8 protein-coding genes are annotated in these 15,982 nt (G+C 46.1%); 7 read left to right on the forward strand and 1 reads right to left on the reverse strand.

The genetic code is table 11. The features are described 5' to 3' along the window. Window positions 1-42 precede the first annotated feature (42 nt). The 7 genes from K7B67_RS18805 (at window position 43) to K7B67_RS18835 (ending at window position 15,006) form a co-directional block, all read left to right on the forward strand. A complete protein-coding gene (locus K7B67_RS18805) occupies window positions 43-4,395 on the forward strand; it encodes an RING finger domain-containing protein (protein WP_252177399.1) in 4,353 nt (1,450 codons plus the stop codon). A gap of 3 nt (window positions 4,396-4,398) precedes the next feature. Next, window positions 4,399-7,368: an RING finger domain-containing protein gene (locus tag K7B67_RS18810; protein ID WP_252177400.1), complete on the forward strand. Its 2,970-nt coding sequence runs from the start codon at window positions 4,399-4,401 to the stop codon at window positions 7,366-7,368. 185 nt (window positions 7,369-7,553) lie between these two features. Continuing rightward, window positions 7,554-8,039, forward strand: a complete 486-nt coding sequence (locus K7B67_RS18815; RefSeq protein WP_252177401.1) for a hemolysin XhlA family protein — start codon at window positions 7,554-7,556, stop codon at window positions 8,037-8,039. A gap of 256 nt (window positions 8,040-8,295) precedes the next feature. Continuing rightward, complete coding sequence (locus K7B67_RS18820; protein WP_252177402.1) at window positions 8,296-8,439, forward strand: hypothetical protein; 144 nt, start codon at window positions 8,296-8,298, stop codon at window positions 8,437-8,439. Between the two features lie 252 nt (window positions 8,440-8,691). Then, window positions 8,692-11,616: an RING finger domain-containing protein gene (locus tag K7B67_RS18825; protein ID WP_252177403.1), complete on the forward strand. Its 2,925-nt coding sequence runs from the start codon at window positions 8,692-8,694 to the stop codon at window positions 11,614-11,616. A gap of 64 nt (window positions 11,617-11,680) precedes the next feature. Next, window positions 11,681-14,185 (forward strand): RING finger domain-containing protein, encoded by a 2,505-nt coding sequence (locus K7B67_RS18830; protein ID WP_252177404.1) that lies wholly within the window; start codon window positions 11,681-11,683, stop codon window positions 14,183-14,185. 314 nt (window positions 14,186-14,499) lie between these two features. After that, window positions 14,500-15,006 (forward strand): DUF29 domain-containing protein, encoded by a 507-nt coding sequence (locus K7B67_RS18835; RefSeq protein WP_252177405.1) that lies wholly within the window; start codon window positions 14,500-14,502, stop codon window positions 15,004-15,006. Window positions 15,007-15,107: 101 nt separating this feature from the next. Here K7B67_RS18835 and K7B67_RS18840 read toward each other — a convergent pair whose 3' ends face one another. After that, window positions 15,108-15,944, reverse strand: coding sequence for an RNA-guided endonuclease TnpB family protein (locus tag K7B67_RS18840; protein WP_252177406.1), 837 nt, complete (start codon window positions 15,942-15,944; stop codon window positions 15,108-15,110). Window positions 15,945-15,982 lie beyond the last annotated feature (38 nt).

Below are 15,982 nucleotides of genomic sequence, written 5' to 3' on the forward strand. Positions count from 1 at the left end.
TTTGGCTATTCTCTGATGCACTACCAATAATGAGCTTCACCCATGGCGTTCCTTTATTTTTCTAAAACAAACATTCAACACGGATTGTTCTGGTATTTTCTGGCAAACAAGAAGGGCATGGTTGATATTTTTGCTCTTTCCCTGCTGGCTATGATGCTGGCTATGATGATTGTGCCATTATGCTATTCCTCAACCCTTATTGACCGTCATCATCCCGATGGGCGCAAGTTTCGGATTGAAATCAATGATGAGAAAACCCGCAATAGCACATTGACATTGACGGGAGGCAAGCCCGCTGCCAACGCCGATTATCCTGGTGTCGGCAACGGAGGCTTTTTCTATTCCCCTCCTCCACCCGGGGGAGGCGGAGGCGGCAGACCATCGGGATTGTTCGAAATTGACCTGACCATTCTGCAACCCGTCATCTCATGGCTAATGTCCATAGGTAAAGGTTCTGTCTCGTTTGAGGAGCAGCAATCCCCGGCACGTTTGCAAATCACCCGTGTTAATGCCGATGGCTCTGCCAGTGAAGCGGCTATACCCCTTGACTGGCTAAACCTCCTGGATAGCGAACAGCTGAGCGATGTTGATTTCTGGGACACTCTCCTCCAGCGTGCCGCCAAGACTTGCCCGGCCAGCGACAGCCTTGAGTGGCAGCTTAGCTGTTTAAAGCTCTTTCTTGAGCGTACTGTCTTGAAAACCCATCATGGCGATGGCCGACAGGCAGCTAATGAGGATGGCCAACCCTCTGGCAGCAGACCCAATGCAGGATCAAATGACGCAAATAACCACCAGGAAAAAAGAGAAGCACCTGAAGGTCAGGAGAACCAATCACCGGGAGAAGGTAATAGTAGCAGCGGCGATGGCAATAACAGAAAAGACGACAATGGAAGGCAGAGTAAAAATAAAGTTTGGACCCAGAACCTTCAGCTACTTGCCAACCAGCTTTTAGCCATCATTGAAAGTGACGATCGCTACGCCGCTTTTAAATTCAGGGAAATGCTGGATAAGCTGGAAGTGAAGCAGCGTGTGCAGGTTCTGAAAACAAAAGGCACAAACATCAGTGGCGATACTATTACTCCTCTTGAGGCGATATTGGCACTGCCGCGCTCTTTTGATGAGCACTCAACACGCAACCGATTTATCGGGCAGCTGATAGCAGCCGCTGGCAACAACCGCCAGATGATTTTGTCTGAGATTGTTCTGGACATAATCCACAAGCTCAACCAATCCGACCAACAATCACAGATAGGGCATTTTGAAAAATGTTGCTTTACTGAGTACTTCCTTCAATTACTCCTGCTTTATCCAAACCCGGTTAAGCGTATTCGCAATCTATTAGAAAAAATATCAGATTTTTCCATAAGAAATGAGATTATAAATAATGCACAATCATTAACACTCCCCATCTCTTTTCTGGATATCTTGAAACAATTTAACCAGCACTCATCGCTCCATGAATTTATACATTTATCAAATGAACTGCGTATGCAAAATGCTCGCATCGCTATCCATTCTTTCCACGATAATGCACTCAGTGTGGATAAACATGAAACTAAACAAATCGATGATGCAGAGTGCGCGATATGTCGGGATCAGTTTGTACGCACGTCAAATATAGTGAAAACACCCTGCAATCACCTTTTTCACGTAGATTGTTTAAATCTGTGGCTCAAAAAAAGGAAGAGTGATCGTTCAATTAGAAATTGTCCTACATGTCTTACAAATTTAAATTCCTTTAGTAGAAAACTTAATGACTTTACAAAACTCTTGAAAAAATACGACGGCTGTCATTCTTTAGCTACTGCAAAAAGAGCAGTTAACGAATGGAATGACGCAGAAACAAGTTATGAAACCCTGTACCATTTTGTCCAATTTTGCCGACATAGCAGCCAGTCATCTGATGATTCGCAGTTTGCAAAACTCTTGCAACGTACCCTTCATCCCGTGATGGGAGAAGGCAATAACAGAAAAGACGACAATGGAAGTCATAGTAAAAATAATGCTTCGACTCAGGACCTTCAGCTACTTGCCAGCCAGCTTTTAGCCATCATTGAAAACGACGATCCTTACGCCGCTTTTAAATTCAGGGAAATGCTGGAAAAGCTGGACATGCCTCAGCGTTTGCAGGTTTTGGAAACAAAAAGCACAAACATCAATGGCGATGCTATGACTCCTCTTGAGGCGATATTGGCACTGCCGCGCGCTTTTGATGAGCACTCAACACGCAACCGATTTATCGGGCAGCTGATAGAAGCGTCTGGCAACAACCGCCAGGTGATTTTGTCTGAGATTGTTCTGGACATAATCCACAAGCTCAACCAATCCCAGCAACAACCACAGATAGGGCATTTTGAAAAATGTTGCTTTACTGAGTACTTCCTTCAAGTACTCCTGCTTTATCCAAACCCGGTTGAGCGTATTCGCAATCTATTAGAAAAAATATCAGTTTTTTCCATAAGGAATGAGATTATAAATAATGCACAATCATTAACACTCCCCACCTCTTTCCTGGATATCTTGAAACAATTTTATCAGCACTCATCGTTCCATGAATTAATATGTTTATCAAATGGAGTGCGTATTCAAAATAATTACATCGCTATCAATGCTTTTGGCGATAATGCACTGCGTGTGGATAAAGAAGAACCTACAAACATTATTGGTGCAGAGTGCGCGATATGTCAGGATCAATTTGTACGCACGTCAAATATAGTAAAAACGCCCTGCAAGCACCTTTATCACGTACATTGTTTACATCAGTGGCTCAAAAACAAGAAGAGCGATGATTCAATTAGAACTTGCCCTACATGTCGGGCAGAGTTAATTTCCTTAAGAGAAAAGCTTAACGACTTTAACCAACTATTGATAAAATACGACGATTGTCATTCTTTAGCTACTGCAGAAAGAGCAGTTAACGAATGGAATGAAGCAGAAACAAGTTATGAAACCTTGTACCATTTTGTCCAATTTTGTCGACATAGCAGTCAGGCATCTGACGATTCACAGTTTGTAAAACTCTTGCGGCGCCTCATTCATCCCGTGACAAAAGCCGAGATCTATCATGACGCTTTGGTCTACTCAGCCACCTTCAGCGCCAAAAACCACCGTGTGGTAACCGCCAGTCACGATGGCACTGCGAAAGTCTATGTCTATCAGTCCGATGGAACATGGAAGGGAGAACTCATTGTCCACCACGATGGTCCGGTCAAATTAGCCAGCTTCAGCGCTGATAGTAGCCGTGTGTTGACCGCCAGTGACGATGGGACAGCAAAAATCCATGTTCGGAAGGAGAATGGATCATGGCAAGAAGAAATCACTATCCGCCACCGTGGACCTATTCATTCAGCTACCTTCAGCACCGACAATAGCCGTGTGTTGACCGCCAGTAACGATGGAACAGCACAAATCCATGTTCAGAAGAAGGATGGATCATGGGAAGAAGAAGGGAGCATCAACCATGATGATTCGATCCGTTTAGCCAGCTTCAGTGCTGATGGTAGCCATGTGGTGACTGCCAGCATAGATAACGTGGTAAAAATCACAGGCAAATCCGCCGACGGATCATGGCAAGCAAAAATCATCTTAATCCATAAGCGCAAGGTCAACTCAGCCATCTTTAGCCCCGATAACCGCTATGTGGTGACCGCCAGTGATGATGGTACGGCAAACATCATTGCCCAAAAAGACGATGCATCATGGGAAGAAGCATTCACCATCAGCCACATTTGCCCCAATGGTGGGATCAGATCAGCCGCCTTCAGCCCCGATAGCCGACATGTACTGACTGTCGGCGATGATGGCCTGGTTAAAATCATTGGTAAACAGGCCGACGGATCATGGCTAGTAAAAGCCATCATTACCCATAGTGATAGAGTCCGCTCCGCTACTTTCAGTCCCGATAGCCACCTTGTGGTGACCTCCAGTTACGACAAACAGGCAAAAATCTACGGCGAAAAGAGCGATACATTATGGGAAGAAGAAATCACTATCCCTCACGATCATCGGATCTTCTCAACCACCTTCAGTCCCGATAGCCAACATGCAGTAACCAGCGGTGATAATGGAACGGCAAAAATCTATAGCCACAAGAAGGATGGATCATGGGAAGAAGTATTCACTATCCATCATTTTCATGGTCGTCGGGCCATTTCAGCCACCTTCAGTGCCGATGGCCGTTTTGTGATGACCTTTGGTTTTGGTGGTATCGCGATAATCACTCAACTGAAGGGCGATGGATCATGGGAAAAAGCAATCACTATCCGCCACCCCAATACAATCCTCTCAGCCAGCTTCAGCGCTGATAGCCGCTTTGTACTGACCCAAAGTTTTTTGCCAGTACTTGATGGTGGCGGCAGCATTGTGAAAATTACTGAACTATGGAAGGAAGAATAATTGATGTTTCAGAACTCAAGGTGCAGTTTTGTTCTTTCCCTGCTGGCTATGATGCTGGCTATGATGCTGGCTATGATGCTGGCTATGATGCTGGCTATGATGATTGTGCCATTATGCTATTCCTCAACCCTTATTGACCGTCATCACCCCGATGGGCGCAAGTTTCGGATTGAAATCAATGATACAAGAACACGAAATAGCACCCTGACATTGACGGGAGGCAAGCCCGCTGGCAACACCGATTTTCCCGGTGTCGGCAACGGCGGCTTCTTTTATTTGCCTCCCCCTCCCTGGGGAGGTGGAGGCGGCAGGCCATCGGGATTGTTCGAAATTGACCTGACTCTTCTGCAACCCGTCATCAACTGGCTGATGTCCATAGGTAAGGGTTCTGGCGATGGCCAACAGGCAGCTAATGAGGATGGACAGCCCTCTGGCAGTAGACCCAATGCAGGATCAAATGACGCAAATAACCACCAGGAAAAAAGAGAAGCACCTGAAGATCAGGAGAACCAATCACCGGGAGAAGGTAATAGTAGCAGCGGCGATGGCAATAACAGAAAAGACGACAATGGAAGGCAGAGTAAAAATAATGCTTCAACTCAGGACCTTCAGCTACTTGCCAACCAGCTTTTAGCCATCATTGAAAGCGACGATCCCTACGCCGCTTTTAAATTCAGGGAAATGCTGGAAAAGCTGGACATGCCTCAGCGTTTGCAGGTTTTGGAAACAAAAAGCACAAACATCAAGGGCGATACTATTACTCCTCTTAAAGCGATATTGGCACTGCCGCGCTCTTCCGATGAGCACTCAATACGCAACCGATTTATCCAGCAGCTGATAGAAGCCGCTGGCAACAACCGCCAGATGATTTTGTCTGAGATTGTTCTGGACATAATCCACAAGCTCAACCAATCCGACCAACAATCACAGATAGGGCATTTTGAAAAATGTTGCTTTACTGAGTACTTCCTTCAATTACTCCTGCTTTATCCAAACCCGGTTGAGCGTATTCGCAATCTATTAGAAAAAATACCAGATTTTTCCATAAGGAATGAGATTATAAATAATGCACAATCATTAACACTCCCGACCTCTTTTCTGAATATCTTGAAACAATTTAACCAGCACTCATCGTTCCATGAATTAATACGTTTATCAAATGAAGTGCGTATTCAAAATAATTACATCGCTATCAATGCTTTTGGCGATAATGCACTGCGTGTGGATAAAGAAGAACCTACAGACATTATTGATGCAGAGTGCGCGATATGTAAGGAGCAGTTTGTACGCACGTCAAATATAGTGAAAACGCCCTGCAATCACCTTTATCACGTACATTGTTTAAATCAGTGGCTCAAAAAAAGGGAGCACGATGATGAAACTAGAACTTGCCCTACATGTCGTTCAGAATTAAAGCCCTTTAGTAAAAAACTTAACGACTTTGACAAACTATTGAAAAAATACGACGACTGTCATTCTTTAGCTACTGCAAAAAGAGCAGTTAACGAATGGAATGACGCAGAAACAAGTTATGAAACCTTGTACCATTTTGTCCAATTTTGCCGACATAGCAGCCAGGCGTCTGATGATCCGCAGTTTGTAACTATCTTGCGACGCATCCTTCATCCCGTGATAAAAGCCGAGATCCGCCATGGCGATACGATCAACTCAGCCACCTTCAGCGCCAATAACTGCCGTGTGGTGACCGCCAGTCGTGATGGCACTGTAAAAGTCTATGTCTATCAGTCCGATGGATCATGGAAGGAAGAACTCGCTGTCCACCACGATGGTTCGGTCACATTAGCCACCTTCAGCGCCGATAGTAGCCGTGTGTTGACCGCCAGCAACGATGGTACAGCAAAAATCCATGTTCGGAAGGAGGATGGATCATGGCAAGAAGAAATCATCATCCGCCACCGCGGGCCCATTAATTCAGCCACCTTCAGCGCCGACAATAGCCGTGTGTTGACCGCCAGTGACGATGGGACAGCAAAAATCCATGTTCAGAAGGAGCATGGATCATGGGAAGAAGAAGTGACCATCAACCATGATGGTCCGGCCTATTTAGCCAGCTTCAGTGCTGATAGTAGCCATGTGGTGACTGTCGGCATGGATAACGTGGTAAAAATCACGGGCAAATCCGCCGATGGATCATGGCAAGTACAATTTATCGTTCCCCATAAAGGCCAAGTCAACTCAGCCATCTTTAGCCCCGATAACCGCTATGTGGTGACCGCCAGTAACGATGGTACGGCAAGAATCATTGGTCGGAAAGACGATGAATCATGGGAAGAAGAATTCACCATCAGCCACATTTGCCTCAATGGTGGGATCAGATCAGCCGCATTCAGCCCCGATAGCCAACATGTACTGACTGTCGGCGACAATAATCGGGTTAAAATCATTGGCAAACGGGCCGACGGATCATGGGTAGAAAAAGCCATCATTTCCCATCGTCGTCTTATCATGTCAGCCACCTTCAGCCCCGATAGCCGCCATGTGCTAACCGCCAGTGTCGATAAACAGGCAAAAATCTACGGCGAAAAGACTGATGTATTGTGGGAAAAGGAAATCACTATCCGCCACAATCGTTGGGTCTTCTCAGCCATCTTCAGTCCCGATAGCCAACATGCAGTAACCATCAGTTATGATGGAACGGCAAAAATCCATAGCCATAAGAATCATGGATCATGGGAAGAAGGGCTCACTATCGATCATTTTAATCAGGTCAATTCAGCCACCTTCAGTGACGATGGCCGCTTTGTGATGACCTCTGATTTTGATGGTATCGTGAAAATCACTTACCTGAAGGTGGATTCATCAAGGGAAGAAATCACTATCCGCCACCCCAATCCAATCTACCCAGCCAGCTTCAGCGCCGATAGCCGCTTTGTGCTGACCAAAAGTTTTTTGTCAGACTTTGATGCTCCCGGCAGCATTGTGAAAATTACTGAACTATGGAAGGAAGAGTAAGGGGTGGCGTCAGGCAGTTTTTATAAATACCCAACGATATGGGAGGGAGCTTGTTTGTCATTCTGAAAGCAGGAAGTTTCGCCGGTCTACTCACCAGTGATACTTTTTTTGTTCGATGCTCAAATTATGTTCTATCTTTTCTTGCTCATTGATGAAAGAAAGTTATCTGAGCAGGTGTATACTCAATGCGAATAAAACTACCGATATTGACCGAAGCCCTTGAGCGCGCGGGTACAGAGCAAGAGCTGGCCATTAACGCCAGTAACGAGGTGTGTGCTTTGGTGGAAGGCTACCGACGGGAGATGTCCAGAATGTTTGAGCAGGTCGAACGGCGGCTCAGCCGCCAGATTAATGAAGTGGTGGGTCAGGCCATGAGCCGGATTGACGAGCACTTTATTCACATCGGCGATGTGCAGATGGAGCAGCACAAGCAGATTCAGCAGATCCTGAGTGGCGTGATGTTTCTGAATCAGCGGCAGGATCGCATGGAAGAACGTCTGGGTCGCATGGAAGAACGTCAGGATCGCATGGAAGAACGTCTGGGTCGCATGGAAGAACGTCTGGGTCGCATGGAAGAACGTCAGGATAGAATGGAAGCCGACATCAAGGAGCTAAAAGCGGGTCAGATTGAAATCAATAACAAGCTGGATGAAATTCTGAAAAGGCTGTAGGTCACTGAACATTTAGAGGCCACCCACAATGTGGATGGTACGTCCTACGAATCAAGAGTGTGCCACTACACACTCAACCGATAATGTCGGACACTTTAAGCTGAATAAGCCGTCAGCACTCGTAGTAAAAACGAACAATTAATTGGACTCTGGATCGGTGCGTAAGCACCACAACAGAGTGATGGCTTGCCCTGATCGGGCAAGTCAACATTCCTCCCCGCACTAGAAGTATGGGGTATCCAGTTGAGGTAAAACGATGAAAACCAACCGAGTCCCCAATAGGCCCGCCCAGAAAGATCGGCTGAAGCTGACCGAGGCGGACATCAAAGCGCTGATTAAGCTGTCTGAAAAGGCGTACAAGAACGCCAAGAAGTCAGGCTATCGCCCTGAATTTCTCTAACCGACCCTTCAAGAACGCATGGCCGAAGTTAAAGTCCTCTCTTAAACCAACGTTCGAGATAGCCTCTCTAATCGCACCCCCAACCTCGGAAAACACTGGGCTGAAGCATTCTCGAAAGCAATTCTCAATTGTCCTGCCGGTATTAAGTTTTGAGAAAATCCGACGTAAAAGCGAAATTGCAGGTCAGACCCCAACATCTCAGAAACTCTTGGCTATTCTCTGATGGACTACCAATAATGAGATGCAGCAGCAATGACGTTCTTTTATCTTTCCAGAACAGACATTCAACACAGATTGTCCTGCCGTCTCCTGGCAAACAAGAAGACCATGGTTGGTATTTTTGTTCCTTCCCTGCTGGCTATAATGATTGTGCCGTTATGCTATTCCTCACCCCTTACTGACCGTCATCATCCCGATGGACGCAAACTTCGGATTGAAAGCAATGATGGGAAAACGCGCAATAGCACCCTGACAGTGACAGAGGGCAAGCCCGCTGCCAACGCCGATTTTCCCAGTGTCGGCAACGGAGACAACGGAGGCAACGGAGGCAAAGGCGGCTTCTTTTATTCGCCTCCTCCCAGGGGAGGTGGAGGCGGCAGGCCATCAGGATTGTTTGAAATTGACCCGACTATTCTGCAACCCGTCGTCAAATGGCCGATGCCCATAGGTAAAGATTCTGCCGATGGCCGACAGGCAGGTAATGTGGATAGTCGACCCTCTGGTAGTAGACCTAATGCAGGATCAAATGACGCAACTAACCACCATCAACAGGAAAAAAGAGAAGCACCCGAAAATCGGGATAACACATCACCGGGAGAAAATAATGGTAGCAGCGCGGATGGTAATAACAGAAAAGACGACAATGGCGAGGAAAGTAAAAATAATGCATTAACTCATGACCTTCAGGTAATTGCCAACGAGCTTTTAGCCATTATTGAAAGCGACGATCCCAACGCCGCTTTTAAATTCAGGGAAATGCTGGATAAGCTGGAAGTGGAGCAGCGTGTGCAGGTTCTGAAAACAAAAGGCACAAACATCAGTGGCAATACTATTACTCCTCTTAAGGCAATATTGGCACTGCCGCGTTCTGCCCATGAGGACTCAACACGCAACCGATTTATCAAGCATCTGATAGAATCCGCTGGTTACCGCTACCTGATGGTTTTTTATCGCAACAAACTCCTGATGATTTTGTATAATATTGTTCTGGACATAATCCACAAGGTCAATCAATCTCACCAACAGCCACCCATAGAACATTTTGAAAAACGTTGTTTTGCTGAGTACTTCATTCAATTGTTGCTGATTTATTCAAACCCGGTTGAGCGTATTCGCAACCTATTAGAAGAAATATCAGATTTAGCCATAAGGAATGAGATTATAAATGATGCACAATCACTGATATTTCCCAAGTCTTTTGTGGATACCTTGGCACAATCTGACCATCAACCATCGTTCCATGAATTAATGCGCTTATCAGATGAAGTGCGTATACAGGCGCAATACGGTGCCTCTGAAACCATAGATGATTACATTGCTATCAGTGCTTTCGGCGACAATGCACTGCGTGTGGATAAAGAAGAACCTACAGACATTATTGGTGCAGAGTGCACGGTATGTAAGGAGCAGTTTGTACGTACGTCGAATATAGTGAAAACACCCTGTAATCACCTTTATCACGTAGATTGTTTAAATAAGTGGCTCAAACGAAGGGAGCAAAATCATTTCATTAAAAATTGTCCTACCTGCCGTACAGAATTAAACGCCTTTAGTAAAAAACTTGATGACTTTGACAAACTATTGAAAAAATACAGAGGTTTTCATTCTTTAGCGATCGCAAAAAGAGCAGTTAATAATTGGAATAAAGCAGAAACAAGTCATGAAGCCTTGTACCACTTTGTCCAATTTTGCCGTCATAGCAGCCAGGCATCTGATGATTCACAGTTTGTAAAACTCTTGCGACGCATCTTTCATCCTGTGACAAAAGCCGAGATCCGCCATCACGATGCGATCAACTCAGCCACCTTCAGCGCCAATAACCGCCTTGTGGTGACCGCCAGTGACGATGGCACTGCGAAAATCTATGCTTATCAGTCCGATGGGTCATGGAAGGAAGAACTCACTATTCGCCACGATGGTTGCGTCAATGTAGCCAGCTTCAGTGCCGATAGTAGCCGCGTGTTGACCGCCAGTGACGATGGGACAGCACAAATCCATGTTCAGAAGGAGGGTGGATCATGGGAAGAAGAGATGATTATCCGCCACGCCGAGCCGATCAATTTAGCCACCTTCGACGACAGTAGCCGTGTGTTGACCGCCAGTGACGATGGGACAGCAAAAATCCATGTTCAGAAGGAGGGTGGATCATGGGAAGAAGAAGGGAGCATCAACCATGATGGTTCAATCTATTTAGCCAGCTTCAGTGCTGATGGTAGCCATGTGGTGACTGCCGGCGAAGATAAAGTGGTAAAAATCACGGGCAAATCCGCCGATGGATTATGGCAAGTAAAATTTATCGTTATCCATGAGAGCCCTGTCAACTCAGCCATCTTTAGCCCCGATAACCGCTATGTGGTGACCGCCAGTAACGATGGCACGGCAAACATCATTGCCCGGAAAGACGATGAATCATGGGAAGAAGAATTAACCATCAGCCACATTCACACCAATGGTCAGATGAAATCAGCCGCCTTCAGCCCCGATAGCCGACATGTGTTGACTGTCGGCTGGGATAACCTGGTTAAAATCATTGGTAAACGGGCCGACGGAACATGGGTAGTAAAAGCCATCATTTCCCATAGTGATCTTATCAACTCAGCCACCTTCAGTCCCGATAGCCAACATGCAGTCACCACCAGTGATGATGGAACGGCAAAAGTCCATAGCCACAAGAATGATGGATCATGGGAAGAAGGACTCAATATCCATCATGCTTATCCGATCACTTCAGTCGCCTTCAGTGCCGATGGCCGCTTTGTGATAACCTTTGGTCTTGATGGTGTCGCGAAAATCAAATGCCTGAATGGTGCTCTTCAAATCAATATCCGCCACCCCGATGCAATCCACTCAGCCAGCTTTAGCCCCGATAGCCGCTTTGTGCAGACCCAAAGTTTTTTGCCAGAATCTTATAGTGCCAGCAGCATTGTGAAAATTACTGAACTATGGAAGGAAGAGTAATTCCACCAGCGTCCCAGAAATTCTTGGCTATTCTATGATGCACTACCAATAATGAGATTTATCAATGGCGTTCCTTTATTTTTATAGAACAGACATTCAACACGGATTGTCCCGGCGTTTCCCAAACAAGAAGACCATGGTTGGTATTTTTATTCTTTCCCTAGTGGCTATGATGCTAGCTATGATGCTAGCTATGATGCTAGCTATGATGCTAGCTATGATGCTAGCTATGATGCTAGCTATGATGCTAGCTATGATGATTGTGCCATTATGCTATTCCTCAACCCTTATTGACCGTCATCACCCCGATGGGCACAAGTTTCGGATTGAAATCAATGATGAGAGAACACGCAATAATAGCACCCTGACATTGACAGGAGGCAAGCCCGCTGCCAACGCCGATTTTCCCAGTGTCGGCAACGGAGACAACGGCGGCTTCTTTTATTTGCCTCCTCCTCCCTGGGGAGGTGGAGGCGGCAGGCCATCGGGATTATTTGAAATTGACCTGACTCTTCTGCAACCTGTCATCTCATGGCTGATGTCCACAGGTAAGGATTCTGGCAATGGCCGACAGGCAGCTAATGAGGATGGTCAACCCTCTGGCAGCAGACCCAATGCAGGATCAAATGACGCAACTAACCACCAGGAAAAAAGAGAAGCACCTGAAGATCAGAACCAATCACCAGGAGAAGGCAATAATAGCAGCGGCGATGGCAATAACAGAAAAGACGACAATGGAGAGGAGAGTAAAAATAATGCTTTGACCATTGATGATTACATAGCTATCACTTCTTTCCGCGATAATGCACTGCATGTGGATAAAGAAGAAGCTACACACATTATTGGTGCAGAGTGCACGGTATGTAAGGAGCAGTTTATACACACGTCAAATATAGTGAAAACAACCTGCAATCACCTTTATCACGTAGATTGTTTAAATCGGTGGTTCAAAAAAAGGGAGCAGGATCGTTCAATTAGAAATTGTCCTACCTGCCGTACAGAACTAAACACCTTTGGTAAAAAACTTAACGACTTTGACAAACTATTGAAGAAATACGACGGCTTTCATTCTTTAGCTATTGCAAAAAGAGCAGTTATTGAATGGAATAGAGCAGAAACAAGTTATGAAACCTTGCACCACTTTGTCCAATTTTGCCGACATAGCAGCCAGGCATCTGATGATTCACAGTTTGTAAAACTCTTGCGACGCCTCATTCATCCCGTGAAAAAAGCCGAGATCCACCATGACGATGAGATCAACTCAGCCACCTTCAGCGCCAATAACCACCTTGTGGTGACCGCCAGTGACGATGGCACTGCAAAAATCTATGTCTATCAGTCCGATGGATCATGGAAAGAAGAACTCACTGTCCACCACCATGGTCCGGTCAAATCAGCCAGCTTCAGCGCCGATAGTCGCCGTGTGTTGACCGCCAGTGACGATGGGACAGCAACAATCCATGTTCGGAAGAAGGATGGATCATGGCAAGAAGAAATCATTATCCACCACCGTGAGCCCATTCATTCAGCCACCTTCAGTGCCGATAGTGACCGTGTGTTGACCGCCAGCAAAGATGGTACAGCAAAAATCCATGTTCAGAAGGAGGATGGTTCATGGAAAGAAGAAGGAACCATCAGCCATGATGGCCCGATCCATTTAGCCAGCTTCAATGTCGATGGTAGCCATGTGGTGACTGCCGGCAAAGATAACCTGGTAAAAATCACGGGCAAATCCGCCGACGGATCATGGCAAGTAAAACTTATCGTTCTCCATGAGGGCTCTGTCAACTCAGCCACCTTTAGCCCCGATAACCGCTATGTGGTGACCGCCAGTGACGATGGTACGGCAAACATCATTGCCCGGAAAGACGATGAATCATGGGCAGAAGAACTCACCATCAGCCACATTCGCACCAATGGTCAGATCAAATCAGCCGCCTTCAGCCCCGATAGCCGACATGTGCTGACTGTCGGCGAGGATAACCTGGTTAAAATCATTGGTAAACGGGCCGATGGATCATGGGTAGTAAAAGCGACCATTTCCCATAGTGATAAGATCAACTCAGCCACCTTCAGTCCCGATAGCCGTCATGTGGTGACCGCCAGTGACGACGAACAGGCAAAAATCTATGGCGAAAAGACCGATGCATTATGGGAAGAAGAAATCACTATTCGCCACAATCATTGGGTCAGCTCAGCCACCTTCAGTCCCGATAGCCAACGTGCAATAACCACCAGTATGGATGGAACGGCAAAAATCCACAGCCAAAAGAATGATGGATCATGGGAAAAAGAACTCACTATTCATCATACTGGTCGGCTCACTTCAGCCGCCTTCAGTGCCGATGGCCGCTTTGTAATGACCTTTGGTTTTGATCGTACTGCAAAAATCAATTACCTGAAGGACGATTCATCGCGGGAAGAAATGACTATCAGACACCCCCATACAATCCTCAAAGCCAGCTTCAGCGCCGACTCCCGCTTTGTGCTGACCCAGAGTTTTTTGTCACCAGACGTGAATGATCTCGACGAAATTGTGAAAATTTCTCAACTATGGAAGGAAGAATAATTGATGTTGCAGAACTCAAGGTGCAGTTTTTGCAGGGTGAACTACTCGCAACTACTCGCTCCTTTAGGGGCGAGTAGTTCACATCTTCCTTACGAATCTTGCGCTCATGCTCAACCTTGTGCATCCCCATCATTTGTTTCCGATACTGCCGGTTCTCTTTGCTTTCGATGGCGGAGTTGACCAGCCCAAAGCCACGGGCAAAGCCCCCGGCGAAGGCATCTGTGCTTTGGTAATTCATTTTGCGTCCCTTCTGTTATTTGCCTACAGTGGTAGGGCAATGGAGTATTAACAGGGTATCAAGTTGAGGTAAAACGATGAACAGCTTATATGAGACTGACTATCACCAGTGGTTGGGTCAGCAACGAGAGCATCTTATCAAGGGACAACTGGATCAGTTAGATGTTGAAAACTTGATTGAAGAATTGGAGTTGGGTATTAAGCAAGACTTTAACACATTAAAATCGCATCTGATGATTTTAATCATTCACTTATTAAAATGGGACTATCAAGAGAAAGTGCTGCAAGACCCTTGGGTGGATGATTGCGTGAAGCCTACTTGGTTACCCAGTATTAACAATCCAAGGGATAAAATTGAACTGCATTTAGAAGAGAATCCTAATGTTGTGAAACGTACTGACGAGGCCATGGCTATGATTTATCCTCAGGCTAAACAAAAAGCCATTGATGAAATGAATAAATATGCTCGGCATGAAAACCAGAAACTCAATCAAGACAGTTTTCCTGTAAGCTGCCCTTGGAGTTTTGAGCAGCTCATGGATAAATCTTGGCCCGTTTTGAAACCAGTTAAAAGGAGAAAGTGATGAACAGTCTCTATACCACACTGACTATCACCAATGGTTGACCAATCAGGTAGCAAAGACGTTGAATGCCCCCCTTCCTAAAGAAAGGGGATTCTTCTTGGTTAAGCCACAAGACTCTGTTTGGACGGTTCAACCGAACCTGCGTCCTCAGACGCCAAAACTGAATCAAGGGTAGTACCAAGCAAAGTAGGCTCATTCAAAGCCACTACTACGGGCGACTTGCGTAGCAAGGTCGGTCGTAGATACTTCACGCTTCCCGTAGGCAGAATCGAATCAGGAACCATACGTCCATTGTGGATGTATTTGTTCAGGATGTTGCAAGCTCCGACTTCGTCTCTCGCTGCAACATAACCGCAACCCTGGCACTTATAGTTGCGCCCACTTGGCTTGTGCCTGCGACCGCACTTAGGGCACGTTTGAGTGGTGTAAGATTCGTTGATCTTAACCACATCAACCCCTCTCAACTGACCCTTATACGTCAGGTACTCAACCAATCGACTTAGCGGGTTCCCGCTGTTCTCCTGGTTGCTGCGTCTTGATCCCTTTTTCTGCTTACGCTTGTTACGTGCTATTTCTGTCACATCCCCAACAACTAATGTTCCGGCTTGCCGTTCAACGGCAAAGTCGATCATCTTGTTTGCGGTATGATGTAGCAAGTTGTGAACTTGCCTGTGGTATCGTGGCAGATATCTGGCCTTTTCTGCCTTGAGTTTCCGTCTTCGACGGGAACCCTTCTGGCATTTGTCTATTAGACGTGTGTAGCCAGCTATTTTCTTGTTCTTGCCTTGCGTCAATGAACGCAAGCCACGACCAACAACAGCCGTTGATTTGATGCCGTCCGTCATGACAGCGGTATGAATGATACCCAAATCAGCCGCAACGGTGTTGTCTCCGGCTGATTCTGGTTTCTCAACTACGTCTTGAATGGAAAACTCCACTTGATCCTCAGAAAATCTTGGCTATTCTCCGATGCAGA

The organism is Endozoicomonas sp. 4G, from assembly GCF_023822025.1.
In the GTDB taxonomy this organism is placed as follows: Bacteria; Pseudomonadota; Gammaproteobacteria; order Pseudomonadales; family Endozoicomonadaceae; genus Endozoicomonas_A.